This is a genomic window from Pedomonas sp. (genome assembly GCF_036515995.1).
GTDB lineage: Bacteria > Pseudomonadota > Alphaproteobacteria > Sphingomonadales > Sphingomonadaceae > Pedomonas.
This window is the reverse complement of the sequence record NZ_DATBUP010000006.1, coordinates 1-23,591: the sequence shown is the minus strand read 5'-3', so window position 1 is coordinate 23,591 and position 23,591 is coordinate 1. Positions and strand designations below refer to the sequence as shown.

23 protein-coding genes and 1 tRNA gene are annotated in these 23,591 nt (G+C 62.0%); 16 read left to right on the top strand and 8 right to left on the bottom strand.

The genetic code is table 11. The features are described from left to right. The 5 genes from VIG90_RS00350 to VIG90_RS00330 all read right to left on the bottom strand — a co-directional run bounded on the left by VIG90_RS00350 (position 1) and on the right by VIG90_RS00330 (position 3,535). Positions 1-213 carry a tail protein X gene (locus VIG90_RS00350; RefSeq protein WP_331591358.1) on the bottom strand — a complete coding sequence of 71 codons (213 nt, stop codon included), beginning with the start codon at positions 211-213 and terminating at the stop codon, positions 1-3. Continuing rightward, positions 213-698, bottom strand: coding sequence for a head completion/stabilization protein (locus tag VIG90_RS00345; protein ID WP_331591356.1), 486 nt, complete (start codon positions 696-698; stop codon positions 213-215). The genes VIG90_RS00350 and VIG90_RS00345 overlap by 1 nt, the downstream gene beginning before the upstream one ends. Before the next feature lie 112 nt (positions 699-810). Then, on the bottom strand, positions 811-1,581 hold the full coding sequence (gene gpM / locus VIG90_RS00340) for a phage terminase small subunit (protein WP_331591354.1): 771 nt from the start codon (positions 1,579-1,581) through the stop codon (positions 811-813). 3 nt (positions 1,582-1,584) lie between these two features. Next, entirely contained in the window at positions 1,585-2,637 is a 1,053-nt protein-coding gene (locus VIG90_RS00335) for a phage major capsid protein, P2 family (RefSeq protein ID WP_331591353.1), read from the bottom strand. Positions 2,638-2,674: 37 nt separating this feature from the next. Beyond that, positions 2,675-3,535, bottom strand: coding sequence for a GPO family capsid scaffolding protein (locus VIG90_RS00330; protein ID WP_331591351.1), 861 nt, complete (start codon positions 3,533-3,535; stop codon positions 2,675-2,677). Positions 3,536-3,671: 136 nt separating this feature from the next. Between VIG90_RS00330 and VIG90_RS00325 the strand changes: the two genes are divergently transcribed. The 4 genes from VIG90_RS00325 (at position 3,672) to VIG90_RS00310 (ending at position 9,450) form a co-directional block, all read left to right on the top strand. After that, positions 3,672-5,486: a terminase large subunit domain-containing protein gene (locus VIG90_RS00325; protein ID WP_414695451.1), complete on the top strand. Its 1,815-nt coding sequence runs from the start codon at positions 3,672-3,674 to the stop codon at positions 5,484-5,486. Further along, on the top strand, positions 5,486-6,481 hold the full coding sequence (locus VIG90_RS00320; protein ID WP_331591350.1) for a phage portal protein: 996 nt from the start codon (positions 5,486-5,488) through the stop codon (positions 6,479-6,481). Before VIG90_RS00325 ends, VIG90_RS00320 begins: the two co-directional genes overlap by 1 nt. 518 nt (positions 6,482-6,999) lie before the next feature. Continuing rightward, a complete protein-coding gene (locus tag VIG90_RS00315; protein ID WP_331591349.1) occupies positions 7,000-9,039 on the top strand; it encodes a hypothetical protein in 2,040 nt (679 codons plus the stop codon). A 313-nt stretch (positions 9,040-9,352) separates the two neighbouring features. After that, a tRNA-Val gene (locus tag VIG90_RS00310) sits at positions 9,353-9,450 on the top strand. A gap of 74 nt (positions 9,451-9,524) precedes the next feature. On the opposite strand, the gene VIG90_RS00305 is transcribed toward VIG90_RS00310, so the two are convergent. Next, on the bottom strand, positions 9,525-10,367 hold the full coding sequence (locus VIG90_RS00305; RefSeq protein WP_331591347.1) for a metallophosphoesterase: 843 nt from the start codon (positions 10,365-10,367) through the stop codon (positions 9,525-9,527). 60 nt (positions 10,368-10,427) lie between these two features. Here VIG90_RS00305 and VIG90_RS00300 point away from each other — a divergent pair, with 60 nt between their 5' ends. The 12 genes from VIG90_RS00300 (at position 10,428) to VIG90_RS00245 (ending at position 21,552) form a co-directional block, all read left to right on the top strand. Further along, entirely contained in the window at positions 10,428-11,333 is a 906-nt protein-coding gene (locus VIG90_RS00300; RefSeq protein WP_331591345.1) for a diacylglycerol/lipid kinase family protein, read from the top strand. 22 nt (positions 11,334-11,355) lie between these two features. Continuing rightward, positions 11,356-11,940, top strand: a complete 585-nt coding sequence (locus VIG90_RS00295; RefSeq protein WP_331591344.1) for a phosphatase PAP2 family protein — start codon at positions 11,356-11,358, stop codon at positions 11,938-11,940. Between the two features lie 78 nt (positions 11,941-12,018). After that, positions 12,019-14,181 (top strand): catalase, encoded by a 2,163-nt coding sequence (locus VIG90_RS00290; protein ID WP_331591342.1) that lies wholly within the window; start codon positions 12,019-12,021, stop codon positions 14,179-14,181. 108 nt (positions 14,182-14,289) lie between these two features. Next, complete coding sequence (locus VIG90_RS00285) at positions 14,290-15,447, top strand: DJ-1/PfpI family protein (protein ID WP_331591341.1); 1,158 nt, start codon at positions 14,290-14,292, stop codon at positions 15,445-15,447. A 63-nt stretch (positions 15,448-15,510) separates the two neighbouring features. Then, the gene (locus tag VIG90_RS00280; RefSeq protein ID WP_331591340.1) at positions 15,511-16,443 is read left to right on the top strand and encodes a haloalkane dehalogenase; all 933 of its coding nucleotides are present in this window, start codon (positions 15,511-15,513) and stop codon (positions 16,441-16,443) included. Between the two features lie 140 nt (positions 16,444-16,583). Then, positions 16,584-17,012: an RcnB family protein gene (locus VIG90_RS00275; RefSeq protein ID WP_331591339.1), complete on the top strand. Its 429-nt coding sequence runs from the start codon at positions 16,584-16,586 to the stop codon at positions 17,010-17,012. Between the two features lie 67 nt (positions 17,013-17,079). Continuing rightward, positions 17,080-17,805, top strand: coding sequence for a response regulator (locus tag VIG90_RS00270; protein ID WP_331591337.1), 726 nt, complete (start codon positions 17,080-17,082; stop codon positions 17,803-17,805). Next, positions 17,802-19,148 carry an ATP-binding protein gene (locus VIG90_RS00265; protein WP_331591336.1) on the top strand — a complete coding sequence of 449 codons (1,347 nt, stop codon included), beginning with the start codon at positions 17,802-17,804 and terminating at the stop codon, positions 19,146-19,148. Before VIG90_RS00270 ends, VIG90_RS00265 begins: the two co-directional genes overlap by 4 nt. Before the next feature lie 194 nt (positions 19,149-19,342). Beyond that, entirely contained in the window at positions 19,343-19,960 is a 618-nt protein-coding gene (locus VIG90_RS00260; RefSeq protein ID WP_331591334.1) for a hypothetical protein, read from the top strand. Between the two features lie 185 nt (positions 19,961-20,145). After that, positions 20,146-20,520, top strand: coding sequence for a DUF6152 family protein (locus VIG90_RS00255; RefSeq protein ID WP_331591333.1), 375 nt, complete (start codon positions 20,146-20,148; stop codon positions 20,518-20,520). Positions 20,521-20,523: 3 nt separating this feature from the next. After that, positions 20,524-21,003 carry a hypothetical protein gene (locus VIG90_RS00250; protein WP_331591332.1) on the top strand — a complete coding sequence of 160 codons (480 nt, stop codon included), beginning with the start codon at positions 20,524-20,526 and terminating at the stop codon, positions 21,001-21,003. A 66-nt stretch (positions 21,004-21,069) separates the two neighbouring features. Then, complete coding sequence (locus tag VIG90_RS00245; RefSeq protein ID WP_331591331.1) at positions 21,070-21,552, top strand: GNAT family N-acetyltransferase; 483 nt, start codon at positions 21,070-21,072, stop codon at positions 21,550-21,552. 54 nt (positions 21,553-21,606) lie between these two features. Here VIG90_RS00245 and VIG90_RS00240 read toward each other — a convergent pair whose 3' ends face one another. Further along, positions 21,607-22,002 carry a response regulator gene (locus tag VIG90_RS00240; RefSeq protein WP_331591330.1) on the bottom strand — a complete coding sequence of 132 codons (396 nt, stop codon included), beginning with the start codon at positions 22,000-22,002 and terminating at the stop codon, positions 21,607-21,609. Between the two features lie 17 nt (positions 22,003-22,019). Continuing rightward, positions 22,020-23,465 carry a PAS domain S-box protein gene (locus tag VIG90_RS00235; protein ID WP_331591329.1) on the bottom strand — a complete coding sequence of 482 codons (1,446 nt, stop codon included), beginning with the start codon at positions 23,463-23,465 and terminating at the stop codon, positions 22,020-22,022. Between the last annotated feature and the right edge of the window lie 126 nt (positions 23,466-23,591).

The following is a 23,591-nucleotide window of genomic DNA, read 5'->3' as shown; positions in this document are numbered from 1 at the left end:
TCAGTCCCAAAGCTGGACGAGCGGGCGCGTTTGCGGCTGGCTCGAAGTGGCGGGAAGGGTGACGGCAGTGCCGAGGGGAAGGACCGGGCTGAGGTCGGCAAGGCCCGGGTTGGCCGCGAGGACGCGCGAGATGTCGCCCGCCTTCAGGCCCGCCTCGCGCCAGATCAGTGCATCGAGGGTGTCGCCCTGGCGGGAGATGACGGTGCGCACCATCAGATCAGCTCGATGATGGTGCGCGAGCGCGCAAGGATGTCGCGCACGGCATGCAGGGCGTCGCGGCGCAGATCTCCAATGCTCTCGCCGAGCTCTTCCAGATCCTTGCCGCCGGCGGCCGTGGTGTCGAAGTCGCGCTGCCGCTCGATCAGCTCAGCCTTGGCAAAGAGGGCAACGGCGCGCCGGTACTGCTGCAGGTGGACGGAGACGCCGTCGATGCGGGTGGCAGGCACCGCATTGAGCGTCGGATATCCTGCGGCCTGCTGGGCTTCCGCCCAGGCGCGCAGGTCGCGGCCAACGGTGATGATCGCGGCGACGAGCGCGCCGCGCAGGGCCTTCGGTGTGATTGAGGTCGAGACGTTGGCCAGGAGCCGCATCTCTTCCGGATCCAGATCGGGAAAGAAGCCGTCATTGGTGATCAGCCCCTGCGGCTCCGGGGTCGGATCGATCGGCTCGCAGCGGGATGGAAGGGCGACGAAGCTCACGGAAGTCTCCTTTGCCGCCCACCCGGGTTACGGCGGTGGGGATCGGTCGTGAGAGCGATGGCAAAAGCCTGCTTTCTGACCGATCCGCCGCCGACGCCGGGGGGCGAGCGGGTCAACCGGCTGTGCCGGTGTCCTGGGACGCGCGCAGGGCGCGATCGAGTTTGTCGATGTCCTTCTTGACGCCGACCCGCTCATGCAGGTCGCGCGCCTTGACCAGCGCCTGCCGGGCGTTGGTCTGGAGCACCGCCTTTTCGTTAAGGTCGGCCTCAAGGTCAGCCCGCCGGACAAATTCGAGGCCGATAGCCTTGAACAGCTTGGCCTTGACCTCGTCGTGCATGTCCGCGTTCTGCGTCAGCCATTCGGTCTGCTGGAGAATGCTGAGGTCGAAAGCCTCGCCCTTGGTCAGCGCGGTCAGCGCGGCCTCGGCGATTTCCTCGACGACGAGCGTTGCCGTGTCGCGGGCGTAGCGCGCGGGCAGGGCGATGCCCTGGTCGATCAGCGGATCGGCCAGCTCGAGCGCGCCGGCATAGTCGCCGGTGTCAATTCTCCAGACCATGACGGTCGAGACGATCTCGTCGGGAGCGGCAACGCCGTTCTCCTCGAGCACCTTCAGCCAGCCTTCGACCCAGGCGGCGTACTCGGGCAGCATCTCGCGCTTGGCCTCGATCTTGGCCTTGACCGACTTGATCTCCTTCAGCCGGCGCAGATGGAGGGTGTGGCGCATGCGCATCTGTGCGGCAGCCGGGTCGCGGGCTGCGCCGCCAGCGGGGACATCCCCACTGGCGGCGGCCGGTGTCACCGCAGAGGCAACGATGGCCGAACCCGCTGTTGCGGCGGCAAGCCGAGCGGCCATGCGCTCGCGGTGACGACGAACCAGACTCATGGTTTAGCCGCCCTGTGCCGCGGACTTCTTGCCCATGACAATGTTCTCGATCAGGGCCGTGAAGCCGTAGTCCTCGACCACATAGGCCTCGTTCCAGCTCTCGTAGTTCTCGACGCGGTCGCGCTTGGGCTCTTCCACAACGTGGCGCCGACGCGTGCCTTCCTGCCAGTAGACCGACAGGTTGGAGAGCTTGGTGATCAGGATGGCATTGGCCGGGAAGAACGGCACGGTGACGGCGGGCTTGCCGCCCAGCTGCTTGGCCGAGCGCAGGATCTGGTCGCGGGCGGCCACTTCCGTTGCCGTCGAGCCTGCCTGGCTGATGATCGGGAAGTACTTGTCGTGGACGAGGCCGCTGCCGACGATCACCACCAGTTCCGGATCATCCTTCGCCCACGGATCGAGCAGCTCAAGCGCATCGAACACCAGGGCATCAAGGCTGGCGTAATCGACTTCGGTGCCGACCACGCCGTCACCGACATAGATCATGCCCTCCTCGAGCTCGCCTTCGCTCAGGACGCGCGTCGGCGCGTTGTCGCGGATGTGCTGGAGCCAGCCCTTGTTGACGTCCTGCAGCAGCGGATTTGCGGCCTTGTCGGTGGTGGGGGCAACGTGGGTGCCGTTCCAGCCGATCATGATCCGGTCGAGGCCCTGCTGCTTCAGGAGAGCATCGCGGATGCGGGTCTGGAAGTCGGGGAATTTGGCCCAGGCATCGAGCTTGGCGTAGCTCAGGTGGGTATCGCTGTTGGTCTTCTCGCAGCGGTACGGGTGTTTCTCCAGCTCGGATGGGTCGCTGGTCTGGCGCACGCCGCTGCCCGACGTGTCGGTGCGGCCGGCAACCGGGCCGTTGATGATCAGGCCGAGCTTCTCGCCTTCCTGCTCATCGACGGAGATGATGTTGATCTGCTTCAGGAACTCGCTCGTCTCCTGAATTTTGGTCTCCAGCGTCTGCTGGACGGACGGCGCGACCGTGAACTTGACGGTGACGTCGTCCGTGGTGTTCAGCAGCGCGATCTGGCTGCAGTACGCATTGAACTTTGCGCGGGTGGTCGGCTTCATCGAAAGGCCTTTCGCGGGGAGGGGCTATGGGGAGGGGTCAGCAATCGGTGGCGACGTCGCCGGTGCCGCCGGTCTGAAGCTGACGGGCCTGGCCGGGAGTTTCGGTCTGCGACAGCTTCTGGGTGAGCTGGGTCAGGTCGGTGCGCAGCGCCGTGATCTCCTGCTTCGGACCCGCGAGCGCCTGCTCGATGGCGCTGCCGAGGCTGGCGGACATCTTCTCGATCAGGGCGTCGTTGTCGTTGGCCGGAGCCTGTGCCGGCGCAGCAGGGGCCTGCGGCGGGGTATGCGTCTGCGTGGTTCCCGGCTTCAGGTCAGAGAACAGCGACGTGACGAATCCCTTGATCACGGTCGCCATGTCCTGGGCGGGGGCGGCTTCGTCTTCGAAGGCAATCTCGGTCTCAAGCGCTGCCGTGAACAGGTTGTTCGGGTCGGCCTTGCGGGCGTCCCACATTGGCTTCAGGGCCGAGAACTGCAGGGCCTCGGTGCCGAGGCTGGCCGGGTTGTCGGTGAGCGCAAGGCCGACGAGGCCAGCCTTGCCGGTCTCGGCGAAGTTGGGTGAGACCTCGATGCTGGTGAAGCGCTTCTGGTCCTGCTCGACCAGTTGGATCAGCTGTTCGTTGCCCTCGATCTGGGCCAGCAGCGCCAGACGCTTCTGCTTCTTGCCGCCGATGCTGAGCTCGACCTCTTCCGTCTTCAGCGCCGTGACCGAACCGTAGGCGTTGAACGGCGGGGTCGGGCTGAAGCCTCGGATGTGCTCACAGTTGACGCGGGCGGTATAGGTGGCCGGGTCGTAGGTCGCGGCCATCTGCTCGATCCAGTCGCGCTCGATGACGCGGCCGTCGGTCGTCGCGCCTTCAACCGCGATCCGGGTGAACTTGGTCTTGCGGGTCTTTGCCATAGGGGAGGGCAGCCTTTTTTGCGGGACTAAGGGCATGTCGTGAGCCCGCAGCAGGCCGCAGAAGACCGGCCAAGCTCAAGGCGATGGTTGTGGAGAGGCGGCCTCTCCACAAACTGCGCCTCGGGCCAGCGCCCGCATGGCTGCAAACATGGCCGCCATGACCCTGCCGATCACAACTCTCTCGCAAACCCCGTTCGATGCGCGCCGCATGGCGCGCTCGCTCTACTGGCGCGGCTGGAGCGTCACCCAGATCGCCGACGAGCTGCAGTTGAAGCGCCCGACCGTCGAGAGCTGGAAACAGCGCGATAGGTGGGAGGACGCGCCCTCGATCCGCAAGCTCGAGGATTGCCTCGAGGTGCGCTTCCAGACGCTGGTGCTGAAGGAACAAAAGACGGGCGGCGACTTCAAGGAAATCGACCTGCTCGGCCGGCAGATCGCGACGCTTGCCCGGGTGCGCCGATACGAAGCGCCGGGCGGTCACGAGGGCGACCTCAACGAGAAGGTCGGCAACCGCAACAAGGGCGGGCGCAAAAAGCCCAAGCGCAACCACTTCACCGCCGAGCAGGTGGCAAAGCTGCGCGAGATCTTCGAGGGCCAGCTCTTCGGCTATCAGGAGACGTGGCGGGACAGCTCGAACCTTCGCACCCGCATGATCCTGAAGTCGCGCCAGATCGGCGCGACCTACTACTTCGCCTTCGAGGCGCTGCTCGATGCCATCGAGACCGGGCGCAACCAGATCTTCTTGTCAGCGAGCCGCGCCCAGGCGCTGCAGTTCCGCAGCTACATTGTCGGCTTTGCCAAGCTGGTCGGCGTCGATCTGGCGGGCGATCCCATGCTGATCACCTCCGAGCTGGTCGGCGAAGATCAGCCCGCTGCCGAGTTGCATTTCCTCGGCACCAACTACCGCACCGCCCAGGGCCGCCACGGCAACTTCTACTTCGACGAGTTCTTCTGGGTGCATGGCTTCGAGGAGCTGAACAAGGTCGCCTCGGGCATGGCCATGCACAAGAAGTGGCGCAAGACCTATTTCAGCACGCCCTCGACCGTCGCGCACCAGGCCTATCCCTACTGGACGGGCGAGCGGCGCAACCGCCGGCTGAAGAAGGCGGACCGCATCGAGATCGATGTCAGCCATGCGAGCCTGAAGGGTGGCCGGTTGTGCGAGGACGGCGTCTGGCGGCACATCGTCACCATCGAGGATGCCGAGAAGAGCGGCTGCGACTTGTTCGACCTCAACGAGTTGCGCATCGAGTACGCGCCAGACGAGTTCGCCAACCTCCTGATGTGCGAGTTCGTCGACGACACCCTCTCGGCCTTTCGCTTCAATGACCTGGTCAAGTGCGGCGTCGACAGCCTCGTCGAGTGGGCCGACTTCAATCCGGACGCGGCCAGGCCCTTTGGCAACCGGCAAGTCTGGGCCGGGTACGATCCGCAGGAAAGCGTCGACGGCGACAATGCCGCGCTGGTGATCGCCGCTCCCCCAAGCGAGCCGGGCGGCACCTTCCGCCTGCTCGAGCGCCACCAGCTGCGCGGGCTCGACTTCGAACAGCAGGCCGAGTTCATCAAGGCCGTGCTCAGCCGGTACACCTGCACCTACCTCGGCATCGATGCGACCGGCGTTGGCTCTGCTGTCTTCCAGCTGGTCAGCAAGTGGTTCCCGCGCGCCGTGCGCATCGATTACTCGATCGAGGTCAAGGCGCACATGATCATGAAGGCGCAGAACGTGATCAGCCGCGGCCGCATCGCCTTCGACTCTGGCTGGGTTGATCTCATCGGCTCCTTCATCTCGATCAAGAAGACGCTGACCGCCTCAGGGCGCAACGTCACCTTCAAGGCCGGGCGCGGGGCCGAGCTGAGCCACGCTGACATTGCCTGGGCGACCATGCACATTCTCATGAACGAGCCGCTTGACGGCAAACCGGCGGCCACCGGCCGAATGGAGATGCTTTGATGACCCCTGAGACCCACACGGCCGAGGCTGCTGCCAAGGTGGAGGCCTTTACCTTTGGCGATCCGGAGCCGGTTCTCGATCGGCGCATGCTGCTTGACCACCTGCAGGCGCTCAACACCGGCCGCTGGTACGAGCCGCCGCTGTCCCTCGACGGGCTGGCGCGGGCGTTCCATGCCTCGCCGCATCATGCCAGCGCGCTTCACCTGAAGCGCAACCTGCTGGTCGGCAGCTTCGAGCCGACGAAGCTGCTCGACCGCGCCACCTTCAAGGCGTGGGTGCAGGACTACCTGGTCTTCGGCAACGGCTACCTCGAGCGGCGCACCAACCGCCTGGGTGATCCGCTGCGGCTCGTCCACCTCATGGCCAAGTACACGCGCCGGGGCACCGAGGCGGGGCAGTGGTTTTTCCTGCAGGCGGGGCAGGAACCGGTCGAACTTCGCCAGGGCAGCGTCTTCCAGCTGCGCCAGGCCGAGGTCAATCAGGAGGTCTATGGCCTGCCGGAATACCTGAGCGCTCTGAACGCGGCGCTGCTGAATGAGGCGGCGACCCTGTTCAGGCGCAAATACTACCGCAACGGCAGCCATGCCGGGTTCATCTTCTATGCGACGGGCGACTTTGCGGACGGCGATATGGATGCCCTGCGCGACCAGCTCCGCCGCGCCAAAGGTCCGGGTAACTTCCGCAACCTGTTCGTTCATGCGCCCAACGGCAAGGCGGACGGCATCAAGATCATTCCGGTCGCGGAGGTGGCAGCCAAGGATGAGTTCCTCGGCATCAAGAACACCACACGTGACGACGTGCTGGCGGCACACCGCGTGCCGCCCCAGCTGCTCGGCATCGTGCCGACCAATGCCGGCGGCTTCGGCAAGGTGACCGAGGCGGTGGACGCCTTCTACGAGTTGGAGATCGTCCCGCTCATGCGCGAGTTCGAAGCCGTCAACGAATGGCTGGGCCTCGAGGCCGTGCGTTGGAAGGAGAGGCGGCTCATCGCCTGACCCATACCTGCCGTACCTGACATCAGCCGCCCTTCGGGGCGGCTTTTTCTTTGGCTGGTGCGCATGGTTGCAGTGCGCGGTGGTCAGCCGGGCAGCGCACCGGGCGAGGGGAGGGAGGCTCAGCGCCACCTCATCATGCGCGCTTTTCCCCCCGCCTCGCCCGCGAGCTTTTTATGTCGGTTTTGATGCACAGGGCGGCTCCGGCTCAGTGCGAGGCAGGCTGTGGGCCGCATACAGACAGAAGAGGGGCCAATGATGATGCGGATTGATGCAATCAGAGATTATTCGATTAGTACCAGGGCGGCGAAACGGGGCTGTTTGTCCCAGCATGTCAACAAGGGGGCAGTTGCACTGATAACGGAAATGAAACAGATAATGCCTCAATCTTGTATTGCGTCGGCATGCTCATGCCTCGACTGACGGGGCAACGGCATCGTCGGGTCTGTATGGAACTGAGAAATAGCCCACTAGCGCTAGCGCCTAGAGTGTACGTACGAATAGCAAAAGGGGACGGAGTTATGAGGAGCTTGCTGCAGGGGCGTTTGCGGAACACCCATCTTCCAGCGACTAAAGCAATGATGCCTCTTTACGAGGCTGTAGTTAACTCAATCCACGCAATAGAAGAAGATGCAGAGCGCTTTGGCCGCCCGATCACCGATTATGAGGTTGAAGTTGAAATCGCCCGCGAATCTACGCTCTGGTCAAGTGATGGGCGTAGCTCAGACGATCGTATTATTGGCTTTAGCATCAAAGACAATGGAGCGGGCTTTAATGACGAGAATTGGAGCTCTTTCAACACCTTGGACACGCTACATAAAGTAAACAAGGGAAGCCGCGGCATCGGGCGCCTAATGTGGTTAAAGGCATTTAGGGATGTCGAGGTCGATAGTGTTTTCCTTGCTAGCGACGGTATTTTTATGCGTCGCAGGTTTGGCTTTGATCCGCATACAGATGTTACTGCTCATGGTGAGCCTGAAGAGACAAAAGATCAGCGGCAAACAGTTGTTAAACTAAATGGCTTTATTAAGCCGTATTTAGATTATGCGCCGAAGACCGCTCAATCAATTTCTAATGGTATATTGGAGCACTGTCTTTGGTATTTTGTTCGTGCCGAAGGAGTTCCTAAAATTAGTGTGATTGACGGGGATGTTGTCGTAGATTTATTCGACTTGTACGATCAGCACATGCATGCTTCCGCTCGAGCAGAAGAAGTTTACATTGGTGATTATAGTTTCGAAATTACTCATGTAAAATTTCGTGCAAACGTGAGTAAGCCAAACAGCTTGAATTATTGCGCAGCTGGGCGATTGGTAAAGACGGAGCCTCTCAAAAATTACATTCAGAGTATAACTAAAACTCTGGTGGATGCGCAGGGGGGGTATACCTATTCAGCCTATCTTACCAGTCCATACTTAAATGACCGGGTGGTTGAGCAACGGGTTGGGTTTTTAATTGAAGATGAAAATGGCGGATTGTTTGATGGCTCGGAGCTGAGTTTTCGAGATATTAGAAATGCTGTAATACCGCGTATCAAGGAGTTCTTGGAAGAAAGTCTTCGGCAAAATATAGAAGATAGCGCGGAGCGTATTGAGGACTTTGTGACTACTCGAGCTCCTCGATATAGGTCTATATTGAGGCATATAGATGCAGAGGAACTGGTCATTGATCCTAGCATTTCAGATCGTGACTTGGATATTTTGCTGCACAGGCAGTTATATAAAGTAGAAGAAAAAATTCTTGAAGACGGTCATAATATCTTAGTTCCATTTAATGGTGAGACGGAAGGCGACTATCGTAGTAGGGTCGAGCAGTATTTGCAAAAAGTGTCCGATCTTAAGCAGTCTGATCTCGCTAACTATGTTACACATAGAAAAGTGATATTGGAATTGCTCGAGGCAGCTATTTATAAAGATAGCAATGGGAATTTCTCGCGCGAGGATGTTTTGCATGATTTGATTGTGCCAATGCAAAAGACATCGGACGATTACGAATTCAGACGTGAAAATCTGTGGCTCATTGATGAGCGTCTGACATTTCATGATTTTCTTGCATCAGATTTGCCATTGTCTAGCATGATGATCACCGCTGATAGCAGTGGTAAAGAGCCTGATGTGGCAAGTATCAGAATTTTTGACACACCATTCTTAGTTTCGGAAAAAAAGGATCCGCCAGCTTCGTTGACAATTATTGAAATTAAACGTCCAATGAGAAATAACTACATCGCAGGGAAAGATGAAAAGTCAGACCCTATTCGGCAATCTCTTGACTATTTAGCGCGCCTGCGCAGGGGCGCCGCTACGCGGCGGGGGCGTAAAATACCAAACGCAGATAGAATTCCAGGCTTTATTTATATCGTTGCAGACTTGACTGATAAGATGATTGAATGCTGTCACCTATTTAATCTGACAAGGACATATGATGGCCTAGGATATTTTGGCTATCATCCCAATGAAGCATACAATGCCTATATTCAGGTCATTTCGTTTGACGGGCTTCTTCAGGGCGCAAAGGAAAGAAACAGAGCATTTTTTGATAGACTCGGTCTGCCCGCCCGCTAGTTTGATTGGTTGAATGTTTGGCGGCGATTGTGTTGCTAATGGCAAAACTGTCGGTGATCTCAATGTGGCGTTTTTCCGGACTTATGCTGCTTTAAGCGATGCCGTAGCCGGGCTGGGCAAGGGATGCGCCGTGAAGGCAATGTGCTTTCTTGGGTGATCTTCTAAGAAATTGGCGATCGCTCAGGCGTTGAATTGCGTTTTGCTCGTTCGTTAGTATTACGATTTTTAGTACGTCCGGCAGTCAAAAAAACTTCGGGTGCTTTTCGGGTGAAATTCACCCGAAAAGCCGGTTTGTACTAATTTTGTTCACATCGGGCGTCCGCAGAAAACTGGGAAAAATCAAGACGTTGACACTTTCTCGATGCGTTGACATCGCAGGGGTCGCAAGTTCAATCCTTGCCACGCCCACCATTCTTCCCCTTGAAATTGTTGAGAATGCCCCAAGCGTGCCATCGGCGCGCCTTTTGCCGTTTCCAGCAGCTCGCTCAGGTGTCGTCGCTGTCCTCGACCGGCCGCCAGATGTTGTCCACCAGAACATAGCGGGTGGTGGTTGAGCGGCCGAAGGCCCCGCCTTGCCATTGCATGAGCTTGAGGGTGAGGTCGTCCGGGCCATTCAGTTGCAGCCAGTTGAAGCTCTGCACTTCCCCGCCGCGTAGCCGGACCGAGGTGGCTGTGCCTGCCTGAACCACCAGCAGCGAGCCGAAGTTCTCAATCATCGCATCGGCCGAGCCTGCGAACGGCAGGTGCAGGTGGCCCGCCAGCGCCAGATGGACGCCCGCGCGCTCGACGAACCTGATGGCCCGCGAATGGCGGCCAACGGGCGTGCTGAGCTTGCCGCCCTCGCCAACGGGCAGGGTGAACAGCGGGTGATGGGTGACGAGGATGCGGCTCTTGTGGGCCGCCACGTGCCGGAACCGTTCCTCGATGATGCGCATCTGCTCATGGCTGATGCGTCCGCCCTTGATGGTCATGGAGCGGGCGGTGTTGATGCCGAGAACGGCAAGGGTATCGTTCTCGAACCAGGGGCAGGGGTCGCGGCTGATCAGGCGCTTGTAGCGCCCCAGCGGGGAAAGAAAACGCCGGGTGACGTCGTACAACGGCACGTCATGGTTGCCGGGAACCGCCAGCACCTCGATTCCGTGAGAGCGAATCCGCTTAATGAACTCGGCGGCCTGCCTGAACTGGCGGGATCGGGCGCGCTGGGTCAGATCTCCGCTGATGATGACGATGTCCGGCCGGTGCTCGGCGAGCCAGGCCTCGATCGCGGCCACGATCTGAGAATCATGGGCGCCGAAGTGAACGTCGGAGAGGTGGGCAATCGCTGTCATCACGAAAAATATGCACAGAACCAAACGGAGCGGGACATCACTGTCATGCGTTTATAAGGAATGACTTTAGCTCCGGTTCCGCGTGAAGCCGTTCTTGTTGTAAACGCCCGGTCAAGGCGCGGAGAGGAATTATTTCAGGAAGCGAAGGAAAAGCTGGAGGCGGCGGGGCTCACCCTCATCAGGGCTCATGCCGTCAAGGATCCCTCCGCCATGGCAAGCACGGTGCGGGAGGCGGTGCAAGCCGGCGCGCCGATGGTGATCGTTGGCGGCGGGGACGGCTCGCTTTCCGGGACGATCGACGAGGTGGTGAATACCGACTGTGTGTTCGCCCCGTTGCCCCTGGGAACCGCGAACAGTTTTGCGCGCACCCTTGGAATGCCGCTGGAGCTCGACGAGGCTGTTGACTGCATCGTCACCGGGCAGCGTCGACGGATCGATGTGGGGGTGATCAACGGCGACTATTTCGTGAACGCCGCGTCCATGGGACTGTCTCCGCTGATTGGCGATACCATTTCTCCCAAGCTGAAGAAATATCTGGGCCGGTTGGGATACCTGATCTGGGCCGTGCGCTGCTTCCTGATCCTCAAGCCGTTCCGCCTGATCATTCGGAAAGGCGAGCGGGAATGGCGCATGTGGTCCACCGAAGTGCGCGTGATGAACGGCCGGTTTCACGGCGGGGTTGAGCTTTCCGACACCGCGGACGTGGACAGCGGCGAAATCGTCATACAGGCGGTGACGGGGCGTCATCGCTGGTCTCTGGTTGTTGACTGGTACGCCAAGTTCTTCCGGTTGCGCGACAGGCATGCCCGGACGGAAGAATTTAGGGGTACGGAGTTGATTCTGGATACCAAGCCGCGCCTGCCGATTTCCATTGACGGCGAGGTGCTGGCCCGCACGCCGGCCACGGTGAAAGTGGCGGCAGGGGCTGTTGAGGTGGTGGTGCCCCGTGATAGTAAAGCTGAGTGAAATTCAGTGACGGGATGAGCCGGTGAAGTTCTACGGGGCGACTGCGGCGTTGCTGCTGGTGTGGCTTGGCGCACTGATTTGGGGTGGCGCTGCGGCACCTGTGGACCAGTGGATCTCCTCGGCGCTTTATCTGGGCGAGGGCGCTTCGGCAGCGCCGGTCTGGGTGGCGGTGACGGAACTGGGCGGCTGGAAGATTCTGCTCGGCATTGCGGTGCTGGCATGGCTTTATCTGATGATGCGGCGGCGGACCCGCGATGCCCTTTTCCTGCTGGGCATGGTGATCGGCGTGCGCGCCCTCGTTGAAGGTCAGAAGCTGATCTTCGCGCGGCCGCGCCCGGAGGTGGCTCATCTCGCGGAGGTTTCCTCCTACAGCTTCCCGAGCGGCCACTCAGCCAATGCGCTGGCGACCTACCTGACACTGGGGCTCATTTTCTCCGCCAGACTGCCGGTTATGATCGTGCTGGCGGTTTTGGTCTGTTTCATCGGCCTCAGCCGTGTTGTGCTGGGGGTGCACTGGCCAAGCGATGTCATTGGCGGCTGGGCTTTGGCCGCGCTTTGCCTCGTTGTGGCGCGCCGGAACTGGCGAACGGCCGGGCACGGGAAATAGCGGTGAGGATACTGCCGAGGTTCGGAACGCTTCCATATTTTGTTCGTTGATTTTGACGGACCAGACATGGGGGAATTCATGGCAAAGAAGCCAACTACCGGCTCGGAATCCGGCGGTTCGGAATCCGGCCCGGCTCCGGCTGCGCGACAGACCGCGCAGGAGTACAAGACCCTTTCAGGTGCGGGCGGCGAGACTCATCAGATTGCCGATGACGATGCGGTCGAGACGCTGACGACGGATCAGGGCATTCCGGTCTCCGACAACCAGAACACGCTGCGGTATGGCGCACGCGGTCCGGCGCTGATGGAAGATTTTCACTTCCGTGAAAAGATGTTCCACTTCGACCATGAGCGTATCCCGGAGCGGGTGGTGCATGCGCGCGGGTATGGCGCGCACGGCTATTTCGAGCTGACGGAAAGCCTCAGCGAATTCACCCGGGCGGATGTGTTCCAGCGTGTGGGCGAGCGGGTTCCGGCCTTCGTGCGCTTCTCGACCGTGGCGGGCAACAAGGGCTCGTTCGACCTGGCGCGCGACGTGCGCGGCTTCGCCGTGAAGCTTTACACGAAGGAAGGCAACTGGGATCTGGTTGGCAACAACATCCCGGTGTTCTTCATTCAGGACCCGATCAAGTTTCCGGATGTGATCCACTCCGTGAAGCCTGCGCCGGACCGTCATTTTCCGCAGGCGCAATCGGCCCATGACAACTTCTGGGATTTCATTTCCCTGACGCCCGAGAGCACGCACATGGTGATGTGGGTGATGTCTGACCGGGCCATTCCGCGCTCCTACCGGTTCATGGAAGGGTTTGGAGTGCACAGCTTCCGCTTCGTGAACGAGGCGGGAAAATCCACCTTCGTGAAATTCCACTGGAAGCCCAAGCTGGGGTTGCAGTCCGTCGTGTGGAACGAGGCGGTCAAGATCAATGGCGCGGACCCGGACTTCCACCGGCGCGACCTGTGGGATGCGATCTCGCAGGGCGATTTTCCGGAGTGGGATCTGGGCGTGCAGCTGTTCGATGAGGACTTCGCCGCCCAGTTCGATTTCGATATTCTGGACCCGACCAAGATCATTCCCGAGGAAGTGGTGCCGGTGCGCCGTGTGGGCCGGCTGGTGCTGGACCGGACGGTTGACAACTTCTTCTCCGAAACCGAGCAGGTAGCCTTCTGCACCCAGAACGTGCCGCCGGGGATCGATTTCAGCAACGACCCGCTGCTGCAGGGGCGGAATTTTTCCTACCTCGATACCCAGCTGAAGCGTCTGGGTAGCCCGAATTTTCCTCAGCTGCCGATCAATGCGCCCAAGTGCCCGATGGCGAATTTCCACCGGGACGGGCACATGAACATGCGCATCCCGAAGGGCCGGGCGAACTACGAGCCCAACAGCTGGAGCGACGGCGGCCCGCGTGAAAATCCCGACCGGGGTTTCCACAGTTTCCCGGCGATGGAGGAAGGGCCGAAGGTTCGGCTGCGCCCGGAAAGCTTTGCGGATCACTACAGCCAGGCGCGGCAGTTTTACCTCAGCCAGACGCCGATCGAGCAGAAGCACATCTGCGATGCGCTGGTGTTCGAATTGAGCAAGTGCGAGCGGGAAGATATTCGCGCGCGCATGGTCTCTCGGCTGCTGAACGTTGATGAAACGCTTGCCAAGACCGTGGCGAACGGCCTGGGTCTTGAGAAGCTGCCCAAGCCCGCGCCCGCGGCGCAGCCGGTGCGAACGGACCTGCCGCCTTCCGATCCGCTCAGCATTCTGAAATCCCAGCCCAAGACGTTCAAGGGACGCAAGCTCGGCATTCTCATGACCGATGGCGCGGATGCCGCCCTGTTCAACGGCGTGCTGAAGGCGGTGGCGATTGAGGGCGCAACCTATGAAGTCGTCGCGCCCAAGATTGGCGGCGTGACCCTGTCTGACGGAAAGAAGGTGCCGGCTCAGCAGAAGATCGATGGCGGCCCTTCTGTTCTGTATGATGCGGTGGCTGTCATTGTCTCGGAAGCGGAAGTGGCCAAGCTGGCAATGGATGCCTGCGCCAAGGACTTCGTGACCGACGCTTTTGCGCACTGCAAGTTCATCGGTTATTCCGACACGGCGCTGCCGCTGTTCGAGAAGGCCGGAATTGCAGGCTCTCTGGATGAAGGGTGCATCGAGCTGTCCTCGGCGGAGGATGCGGTGACCTTCCTGACGGCGTGCCACGACCTGCGACTGTGGGACCGCGAGCCGAAAGTGGATCTGGACGCCCTCGCGTAAGGCGTCCGCCAGAACCTGACCCTGATGGGCCGTCGTGTTTGCCGGAAGGGCAGATGCGGCGGCCCGTTCGTTTTGCCCTTCAGTAAAAACTGAGGAAGGGTGCGCGCCATGAGAGGGCGGCGACTGGCGGCTTATGGTATCGGGGCGATTGCGCTGCTGCTGTTGGCCGGGGCGGGATGGCTGTTCTCACTGCCGCCAGCGCAACGGGGCGAGACGCTTTCACCAACTTCCCCGGAAGAGATGGCGGCCGTTGTTGCAGCGCTGAAACCGCCGAAGCGCACACGTCCGGTGGTGGCAATCATCGGCGCGAACGACGGCACCGAGGCAACCGATTACCTGATGCCCTACGGCATCCTGCGCCGCGCCGATGTGGCCGAGATTGTGGCGCTCGCTATGCGGGAGGGGCCGGTTGCGCTTTATCCGGCGCTGACGGTCGAGCCGCAGGCAACGGTTGAAGCGTTCGATCAGGAATACCCGGACGGTGCTGATTATCTGATCGTCCCGGCCATGCGGCGTGACGATGATCCGACCGTGCTGCGCTGGATCAGGGCGCAGGCGGGGAAGGGCGCGATCGTGGTTGGCGTGTGCGCCGGGGCCAAGGTGGTGGCCAATGCGGGGCTCCTGGACGGCAAGCGGGCGACGACCCACTGGTATTACGTTGATGAGATGCGCAAGGAGCATCCCTTGATCCGTTATGTGCCGGACACGCGGTACGTGGTGGACAAGGGCGTCGTCACCTCAACGGGCATTTCGGCGTCCATGCCATTATCGCTGGTGCTGATCGAAGCGATGGCAGGCCGGGAGAAGGCGCAGGAGGTTGCTGAAGATCTTGGCGTGCGCAACTGGGATGCGCGCCATGACAGCAGCGCTTTTCGCTTTACGCGCCCGTTCGCATGGACGGCGATCCGCAACCGGCTGGCCTTCTGGACGCATGAACGACTTGGCATGAAACTGGTGCCGGGCGTGGATGAAGTGGCACTGGCATTGGTTGCGGATGCCTGGTCTCGCACCTACCGGTCTCGTGTGCTGATGATTGGGGATGCTGCGGGCGCTGTCAGATCCCGCAACGGACTGTCGGTTTATGCGGACAGGGCCGCGAAGGATTGGGACGGCACAGTGTGGAGCATGCCTGCCGGGCAGACGCCGACCGCGGCGCTGGAGCAGGCACTGCGGGGTATTTCGGGCCGGTATGGCAAGGCGACCGCTGATTTCGTCGCGATGCAGCTTGAATACAGCGGACAGGGCGAGGGCGAGGCGGCGCAGTAACGGCGAGTGTTGTCTCTGACGCGATGTTCGGTACATGATGAAGCGAAGAACAGGGGGATGAGAATGACGGATGTGTTGCGGACGCCGGACGAGCGGTTCGAGGGGTTGCCGGGGTATGGCTTCGAGCCACGCTATCTGATGGTGGATGGCGGTGCGCTCGGCCCGCTGCGCATGCATTATCTGGACGAAGGCGAGGCCCGGCGCGGCACGGTGCTGATGGTGCATGGCGAGCCGAGCTGGAGCTTCCTTTACCGCAAGATGATCGGCCCGGCGGTGGACGCCGGATGGCGCTGCATCGTGCCGGATCACATCGGCTTTGGCCGCTCTGACAAGCCGACGGATCGCGGCTTTTACAGCGCGGACAAGTTCGTTGCCTGGCTGCGGGCGCTGGTAGAACAGCTGGACCTGCGGGATGTGGTGCTGGTCTGTCAGGATTGGGGCGGGCCGATCGGCCTTCGCGCGCTGTCTGAAATGCCGGAGCGGTTCGCGGGCGTGTTCGCCACCAACACATTGCTGCCGAATGCGGAGGAGCCGCCGCGCGGCGTTGCCAACTGGCCCGGGCCGATCGTGGAGCCGTGGGTGGAATTCTGCCGCACGAGCACGGACCTGAACGTGAGCGAGACGATTGCGGCAACGTTCGTGAACCGCCCTGCGCCGGACGTGCTGGCGGCCTACGACGCGCCGTTCCCGGACGTGGCACACAAGACCGCGACGCTGGCAATCACCACGCTTATTCCGCTGAGTGCCGAGGCGGAGGGAATTGCCCAGAACTGCAAGGCGTGGGAGGTGCTGGAGCGGTTCGACAAGCCGTTCGCCACGGCGTTCAGCGATGCGGATCCGTCAACGGCACCGTGGGAAGAGGTGTTCCGAAGCCGCGTGCCCGGTGCCCGCCTTGCGCCGCATGTGCGCATCAAAGGCGCTGGCCACTTCGTTCAGGAGGAGCAGGGAGAGGCGCTGGCGGCTGCCCTCGTGCAGTTTCTGGAAACACTGGAGTGATTGTCCGGCCGTGATCTTCCGGGCGGAAGGGGCCGCCGATACAATTTGCGACACTTTTCAAGCGTGGCTGTGAAACTCTTGCGACAGGCACAGGGCAATGTTTCCTCATCGCCGGATGACGGCGTTAGAGGAGAAGTTCCGTGAAGAAGTTCATCATCGCCACGCTCGCTGTTTCGGTTCTGGCCACTTCCGCGCCGGTCATGGCGGCTCCCGGCCATGGCAACGGCCCGGCACGGCACGAAATGCAGGATCGCCGGGATGATCGCGGCCCGAAGCATGACCGCCGCGATGACCGAGGCTTCTTCAATGTTCGCCCCAAGGACAACCGCACCGTGGTCGTTCGCAAGGCCGCGCCGCCAAAGCACGTGACGTATCACACATGGCGCAAGGGTGACCGGTTCGATCACCGCCGTGCCCCCCGGTATGTGGTGATCAACAACCCGCGCCACTACCACCTGCATGATGCGCCGCGCGGTTACCGCTGGGTCCGCTCGGGCAACGACGCGGTTCTGGTCGGCATCGCCAGCGGCGTCGTCGCCGCGGTTGTGACCAGCGTGCTGATCAACTAAGACAGAACGGCTCCGCCCACCACCATGGGCGGAGCCTTTTCTCGCTGCGGATTGCCGGGACTACGGAATGACCAAGGAACCCCATATCCTCATCGTTGATGACGAGCGCGATATTCGCGATCCGCTGGCCACTTACCTTGACCGCAATGGCATGCGCGTCTCCAAGGCCGAGAATGCGGCGGCGGCGCGCCAGATTCTGGCCGCTCACGCCATCGACATGGTGCTGCTGGACATCATGATGCCGGGCGAGGACGGGCTGGCGCTGACCAGTTTCATTCGCGCCACCAGCACGACGCCGGTGATTCTGCTGACCGCCAGATCCGAAGAGACCGATCGTATCGTGGGTCTGGAGGTCGGCGCGGACGATTACGTGACCAAGCCGTTTTCGCCGCGCGAGCTGCTGGCGCGCATCAAGGCGGTGCTGCGCCGTACGGCGGTCACGGGCGGCGGTGCGCCGGTCCATGCCCCGGCTGGCGACAATTATGCCTTCGGCTCATGGGTGCTGAAGACTGGCGAGCGCGAACTGGTGGGCAGCGATGGCATTGCCGTGCCGCTGTCCACGGGCGAGTATAATCTGCTGCTCGCGTTCGTCACCCACCCGAAGCGGGTGCTGACTCGCGATCAGCTGCTCGACCTGTCGCAAGGGCGGGAAATGGCGGCGTTCGAGCGCAGCATCGACAACCACATCAGCCGCCTGCGCAAGAAGGTGGAAGATGACCCGCGCGATCCGAAACTGATCAAGACCGTGTGGGGCGGCGGATACACCCTTGCGGCGGATGTGCGGCAGATATGAGAAAGCTTTTCCCTCGCAGCCTTGCCGGACAGATGGCGCTCCTGATTGGGGGCGCTTTGCTTATTGCGCAGGTGTGCAATTTCGGCCTGCTGCTGAACGAGCGGCAACGGCTGAGCCTGGCGCGCAACGAGGGGCCGGGGATTTCCCGCTTTGTGGCGACGGCGGCCGATTACGCGCAGGCCCCGGACGAGTTCAAGCCGCTGGTGCTGACGGATGCCTCGCGGCGCGGCTCCCGTTTTTCGCTCGATCCTCTGGCAGCGGTTGCGCGGGATGCGGAGCGGCGGACGCCGACGGAAGAGCGGCTGGCGAACGAGCTTGCGGCCGCCGAACTTCCCGTGCGCGACGTGCGGGCGCAGATCGAGTGGATCGGCCGGGGAGAGCCGGGCGAGGGGCCGATGCGGCGCATCGAGGCGATGTTCCTCTCCGTGCAACTGGAAAACGGCCAGTGGCTGAATGCCCGGGTGCTGCTGCCGCCGCGCGACCCGCTGCTGACGGCGCGGCTCGTGCTGGCAACCATCGTGCTGTACCTGATCGTGCTGGGCGCAGCGCTGTTCATTGCTCGCCGCCTGTCTCGGCCGCTGCAGGACCTGACCCGGGCCGCAGAGCAGTTCGGCGGACGCACGGTTCCGGAGACGGTTGAGCCGCGCGGGCCGCAGGATCTGCGACAGGCCATCGAGGCGTTCAACGCCATGAATCACCGCGTCGTTGCCCTGCTGGACGAGAAGGACCGGATGCTGGGCGCGCTGGGGCATGACCTGCGCACGCCGCTGGCGTCCATGCGCATTCGCATCGAGACCATGGAGCCGGCGGAAGACCGGGAGCGCGTGATTGCCAGCATCGAGGAAATGACCGGGATGCTGGAAGAAATTCTGGTGTTCGCACGCTCTGGCAGAGTACGGGAGCAGGCGCGTGATACGGATGTAACGGCGCTGGTGAACGCCCTGTGCGACGATTACGCCGACATGGGCCACGATGTGGAAGCTGTTCCTGCTGGACGGCTGGTGCTGCCGGTGCAGCCCAACCTGTTGCGCCGCGCGGTGCGGAACCTGATCGACAACGCCCTCAAATATGCAGGCGCAGCGCGGGTGGAAATTCACCGTGAAAGGGGCGCTGCGGAAATTGTAGTGCTCGACAACGGGCCGGGCCTGCCGCCGGGAGAACTGGAGCGGGTGCTGGAGCCGTTTTACCGGGTGGAATCATCCCGTAGCCGGGAAACCGGGGGCAGCGGGCTGGGACTGGCGATTGCGAAGGCGGTTGCGGAGAGCCATGGCGGCTCGCTGCGCCTTGCGAACCGGCCGGAAGGCGGCCTTGCTGTCATTCTCCGCCTGCCGGCGGCTGGCTGAATTCAGAAAGCCCTTGAATACAGAAGGGCTGTCCGCATGGAGATGCGGGCAGCCTTTTCTTTTTCGAGTCTTTCGGAACGGTCGCGACAAATTGCGACAATTTTTGCCGTCGCCTGACAAACTCCAGCGACAGCCGTGGGCGAAAACATGTCTCGAGGGCGCCACAGGGCGTCTAATGACGGAAGGAAGAAGCCATGAAAAAGACCCTGATCGCTGCCAGCCTGTCGGCCCTGACCCTGATTTCCGCCGGTGTTGCCGCTGCCCAGCCCGGAGCTGGCGGCCCGGGCGCGGACCGCCCGAACGTAAAGGCTGACCTGACTCGCACCGAGCTGGTGACCCGGCTGGATGCCCGCTTCGCCAAGATGGACTTCGACAAGGACGGCAAGGTGACGGCGGCGGATCGCAAGGCGGCTGGGCAGGCCCGCGTGGCGGAGCGTTTCAAGAAGCTGGATGCGGATGGCAACGGCGCCGTGACCCTTGAGGAGATGCAGGCCGCTCATGACAAGCGCATGGCCGAGCGTGCTCCGAGGGAAGCCCGCGAGGGCAAGGACGGCAAGGAGCGCATGGCGCACCACGGCAAGCGTGGCTTTGGCCACAAGCACGGCTTCGGCGGGAAGAGCGGATTTGGCCCGATGGGCGGCAAGCAGGATGCCAATGGCGACGGCGTGATCACCATCGAGGAATTCCGGGCTCCGGCGCTGGCCTGGTTCGACAAGGTCGACACCGACCGGAATGGTGTGCTGACCGCCGCCGAACGCGAGGCCGCTCGGCAGACCATGCGCGCCGAACGGGCCGAGCGCACCAAGAAGTAAGGTTTCTGCCAGCCTTCACGTTGCGTAAGGTTGCGTTGCAAGGAAAAGCGGGGCTCGCATGGCGGGCCCCGTTTTCTGCTGCGGGGAGCGTCAGGCGAAACCCGCTGCCACTTCGGGTCGTTTCCTATGCGACATGCTCCGTGGCAGGATGCTGCCACCGGACCGGACGAGATGGGGAAACGGCCATGAACTTCCTGTTTGCAAAGCGGTTTCTGTTGGGTGCGTTTGTCGCCACCGGGCTCTGGGCAGGCATGCCGACCGGTGCCGAGGCTCATCATGGCTGGAGCAGCTATGATGCGGAAAAGACCATCACCACCAAGGCCACGCTCCAGGATGTGGCATGGCGTAACCCGCATGCCCAGGCGAAGGTCGAGTATGAAGGCAAGACCTGGGACGTCATTCTGGCACCGATCAGCCGCATGGAAGCGCGCGGCCTGACGCAGGAGATGCTGAAGGACGGCGCAACGGTCACGCTGGAGGGGTACCCGCGTAGCGACGGCACGGCAGAGATGCGGCTGGAGCGCATCACGGTTGACGGCAAGACGGTGGAACTTCGCTAGCTGATGGACATCACCGCAGCGGCGGCGGCGCTTGAGGCATCGGCCTTCGGCGTCTGGATGCGCAGTTCCGCTCAGGCTTACCCGGTTGCGAACCTTGTTCACCTTCTGGGTCTGGTGCTGCTTGTGGGCGGCATCGGCGTGGTTGATTTGCGGCTGCTTGGCTTCGGGCGGAAAATTCCACTGGTGCCGCTGTCACGGTTCCTGACACCCCTTGCCATTGCTGGAGTGGTTCTGATGCTGGCGAGCGGCGTCATGCTGTTCGCGGCAGATGCGGTGCCGCTGCTGCGCGCGCCGATGTTCGGCTGGAAACTGGCGTTTATCGGCCTTGCGATCCTTAACGCCGTCGGGTTCCAGTTGCTGTGGCGCGGGCGGCTTGCGGCGTGGGCGGATACACCGCCGCCAGCAGCGCGAGTGATGGCAGCGTGCTCCCTCGGGTTATGGCTGGCGGCGGCAACGCTTGGGCGGTTGCTGGCATACAGCTAGGCTGGCCCGGATGAGGAAGGCCCTGCTACAACGCTGCGGCAATGCAGGATGTGCGAGGAGCGGGTCATGGAGTGGCGGCGGGCAAGGCTTGAGGATGCGGATGCAATCGGTCGGCTGTCTGTGCAAATTCTGGGCGATCTGGGCGAGCCCGCGGAGATATTCGCGGAGCGGATCACGCTGTGCCCGGAGGGCTGCCATGTGCTGGCGGGCGAGCCGGGCATGGTTGGATACGCCATTACCCACCCGTGGCTGCGCGGCAGGCCGCCTCCCATGAACCAGAGGCTCGGCAGCCTGCCGACAGATCCCGACTGCTGGTATGTTCACGAAGTGGTGCTGCGAGAAGAAGCGCGTGGACGCGGCGGCGTTCGCGCGATCCTGCAGGTGCTGAAGGAAACGGCGAAGGCCGCGCGGTTGCCGGTGATGGCGTTGGTGGCAATAGAGGGAGCCTCCGCCTACTGGGAAGGGCTGGGTTTCGCCGCGGTGCCGCTGGCAGACGCGCAGATCGGCAGCTACGGCGGGCAGGCCGTCTACATGGAATTGCAGCTCTGACAGCGCGCAACAACCGCCGTCAGCAGGCGGCTCCGTCAGGAATTTCCCTTCGGCTCAGGCGCTGACGTGGCTGGGGAGCACCTGCGCGATGGCTCGCTCCAGATCCGATTTCTGATACGGCTTCTGGATGACAGGGCAGTGCCGCCAGTTGGGGTGCAGCAGTCCGTCGCCATAGCCGGTGGCGAAGATGAACGGAATCCGGTGCCGGTGAAGCACTTCAGCGACCGGATAGGCTTCTTCGCCTGCCAGGTTGATATCGATGATGGCGATATCGGGCTGCAGTGTTTCAACCAGGTTAAGGGCGCGAGGCACCTGCGCGGCTGTGCCGACCACGGTGCAACCGAGTTCTTCCAGCAGGTCTTCCAGAAAAATGGCGACCAGTGTTTCGTCTTCAACGACGAACGCGCGCAGGCCATTTGCTACGCAGGGCGAGAGTTCTGCAGTGGCCATGGGGGTTGGCCTTTCCATTATGGATTCAGGGGGATTTCCAGAAGGCAGACGAGACCGGAAGGTTTGAACTCCAGCCGGGCGTTGCCGTTCAACTGATCGCGCACGCTACGTTCAATAAAGATCGAGCCGAAGCCCCGCTGCTCGGGCGGATGAGTGATCGGGCCGTCATTCTCGCGCCAGTACAGGCGCAGCCACCGCTGGTCGGGGTAAAGATCGCTGCGCACCTGCCATTCGATGCGGACACGGCCGGTCATTCCAGACAGGCAGCCGTGCTTGACGGCATTGGTGAGCAGCTCGTGGAACACCATGCCCAGCACCACGGCCTGTTCCGGCGACAGCTCCACTGCGCGGCCGGTCAGCAGGATGCGCTGGCCCTTGCCTTCCCGGAAGGGAAGCGCCTGTTCCTCGATGATGTCGCGCAGGCTTGCCCCTTGCCACTGGCTGCGGGTGAGCAGGCTGTGCGCCTTGCTCAGCGCCATGAGGCGGCCTTGGAATTTCTCGTAGAAGGTGGCGGGATCGCTGGTCTTCCGGATCGTCTGGTATGCCAGCGACTGCACTGTCGCCAGGATGTTCTTGATGCGGTGATTCAGCTCGCCCATCAGCATTTGCTGGCGCTCCTGCGCCTGCTTGCGGGCGGTGATGTCTCGCAGGATGCGTACCGCGTACAGGAATGAGCCATCGGTCGCGCGGACGGCAGATGCATTGATGGCGAGCCAGCCCTCGCGGCCGCTCTTGGCGATGAAGCGCTTTTCAACTGAATAGCGGTCCAGATCTCCCGCGAGCAGCTGGGTGTAGAGATCTGCTTCCTGCTCCCGGTCATCAGGATGCGTCAGGCTTTGGTAGCTCCGGCCGAGCAGCTCCTCCCGGCTGTAGCCGGAAATGGCGCAGTAGGCTTCGTTGATCCGGAGCAGGTGACCGCCGGAGTCCATTTCGGCAATGGCGATGCCCGCGTTCTCATAGGTTGCAGCAAGACGCTGCTGACTCTCCCGCAAGGCCTGCTCGGTCTGCCGGGCTTCCTCAAGTGCCACATGGTCGGACATGTCCTTGTAGCAGGCGATCGCACCGATGATCTGGTCATCTGCGTCACGCAGTGGTGCAGCATTGACCATTGCGGGAACCCGCGACCGGTCCTCGCGCTCGATGATGACGGACTTGTCCACGGTCACGACGCCGCTGCTGAGTGCCAGCATCATCGGGGTGGCCTCATCCGGGATGAGGATGCCGTCCGGCAGGAAGAGCGTGGGCGTGTTGCAGGTGCAGCCTTCGTCACCGTCAAGCGAAGGGTAGCTTTGCAACAATTCGGCGGCTCGATGGTTATAGCGCACAAGCTCGCCATCAGAACTGCAGATGCAGACGGCAACCGGTAGGAGATCAAGCAGCGCCTGCGGGGTGCCCTGCAAGGCATTAAGCGCGGCTTCGGCAGTGGGCGACGTACGGTCAAGCGTGGCACCTGCTTCTAACATGCCGATTGCGGCTCCCCGTATCAGGTAAGTCATTCCACCTTTGGAGGTGTATATCCAGAGTATCGTAACTTACCGGAAGTTGATTGCGCAATGGCCCTGACGTCGAAAAAGTCGCGGAAAAGCGTC

Bases quoted from the DNA above. Each gene is read 5' to 3' on its own strand.
- VIG90_RS00350 (WP_331591358.1), bottom strand. From the start codon at position 213: ATGGTGCGCACCGTCATCTCCCGCCAGGGCGACACCCTCGATGCACTG.
- gpM (WP_331591354.1), bottom strand. From the start codon at position 1,581: ATGAGTCTGGTTCGTCGTCACCGCGAGCGCATGGCCGCTCGGCTTGCC.
- VIG90_RS00335 (WP_331591353.1), bottom strand. From the start codon at position 2,637: ATGAAGCCGACCACCCGCGCAAAGTTCAATGCGTACTGCAGCCAGATC.
- VIG90_RS00330 (WP_331591351.1), bottom strand. From the start codon at position 3,535: ATGGCAAAGACCCGCAAGACCAAGTTCACCCGGATCGCGGTTGAAGGC.
- VIG90_RS00325 (WP_414695451.1), top strand. From the start codon at position 3,672: ATGGCTGCAAACATGGCCGCCATGACCCTGCCGATCACAACTCTCTCG.
- VIG90_RS00320 (WP_331591350.1), top strand. From the start codon at position 5,486: ATGACCCCTGAGACCCACACGGCCGAGGCTGCTGCCAAGGTGGAGGCC.
- VIG90_RS00315 (WP_331591349.1), top strand. From the start codon at position 7,000: ATGAGGAGCTTGCTGCAGGGGCGTTTGCGGAACACCCATCTTCCAGCG.
- VIG90_RS00305 (WP_331591347.1), bottom strand. From the start codon at position 10,367: ATGACAGCGATTGCCCACCTCTCCGACGTTCACTTCGGCGCCCATGAT.
- VIG90_RS00300 (WP_331591345.1), top strand. From the start codon at position 10,428: ATGACTTTAGCTCCGGTTCCGCGTGAAGCCGTTCTTGTTGTAAACGCC.
- VIG90_RS00290 (WP_331591342.1), top strand. From the start codon at position 12,019: ATGGCAAAGAAGCCAACTACCGGCTCGGAATCCGGCGGTTCGGAATCC.
- VIG90_RS00285 (WP_331591341.1), top strand. From the start codon at position 14,290: ATGAGAGGGCGGCGACTGGCGGCTTATGGTATCGGGGCGATTGCGCTG.
- VIG90_RS00280 (WP_331591340.1), top strand. From the start codon at position 15,511: ATGACGGATGTGTTGCGGACGCCGGACGAGCGGTTCGAGGGGTTGCCG.
- VIG90_RS00270 (WP_331591337.1), top strand. From the start codon at position 17,080: ATGACCAAGGAACCCCATATCCTCATCGTTGATGACGAGCGCGATATT.
- VIG90_RS00265 (WP_331591336.1), top strand. From the start codon at position 17,802: ATGAGAAAGCTTTTCCCTCGCAGCCTTGCCGGACAGATGGCGCTCCTG.
- VIG90_RS00260 (WP_331591334.1), top strand. From the start codon at position 19,343: ATGAAAAAGACCCTGATCGCTGCCAGCCTGTCGGCCCTGACCCTGATT.
- VIG90_RS00255 (WP_331591333.1), top strand. From the start codon at position 20,146: ATGAACTTCCTGTTTGCAAAGCGGTTTCTGTTGGGTGCGTTTGTCGCC.
- VIG90_RS00250 (WP_331591332.1), top strand. From the start codon at position 20,524: ATGGACATCACCGCAGCGGCGGCGGCGCTTGAGGCATCGGCCTTCGGC.
- VIG90_RS00245 (WP_331591331.1), top strand. From the start codon at position 21,070: ATGGAGTGGCGGCGGGCAAGGCTTGAGGATGCGGATGCAATCGGTCGG.
- VIG90_RS00240 (WP_331591330.1), bottom strand. From the start codon at position 22,002: ATGGCCACTGCAGAACTCTCGCCCTGCGTAGCAAATGGCCTGCGCGCG.
- VIG90_RS00235 (WP_331591329.1), bottom strand. From the start codon at position 23,465: ATGTTAGAAGCAGGTGCCACGCTTGACCGTACGTCGCCCACTGCCGAA.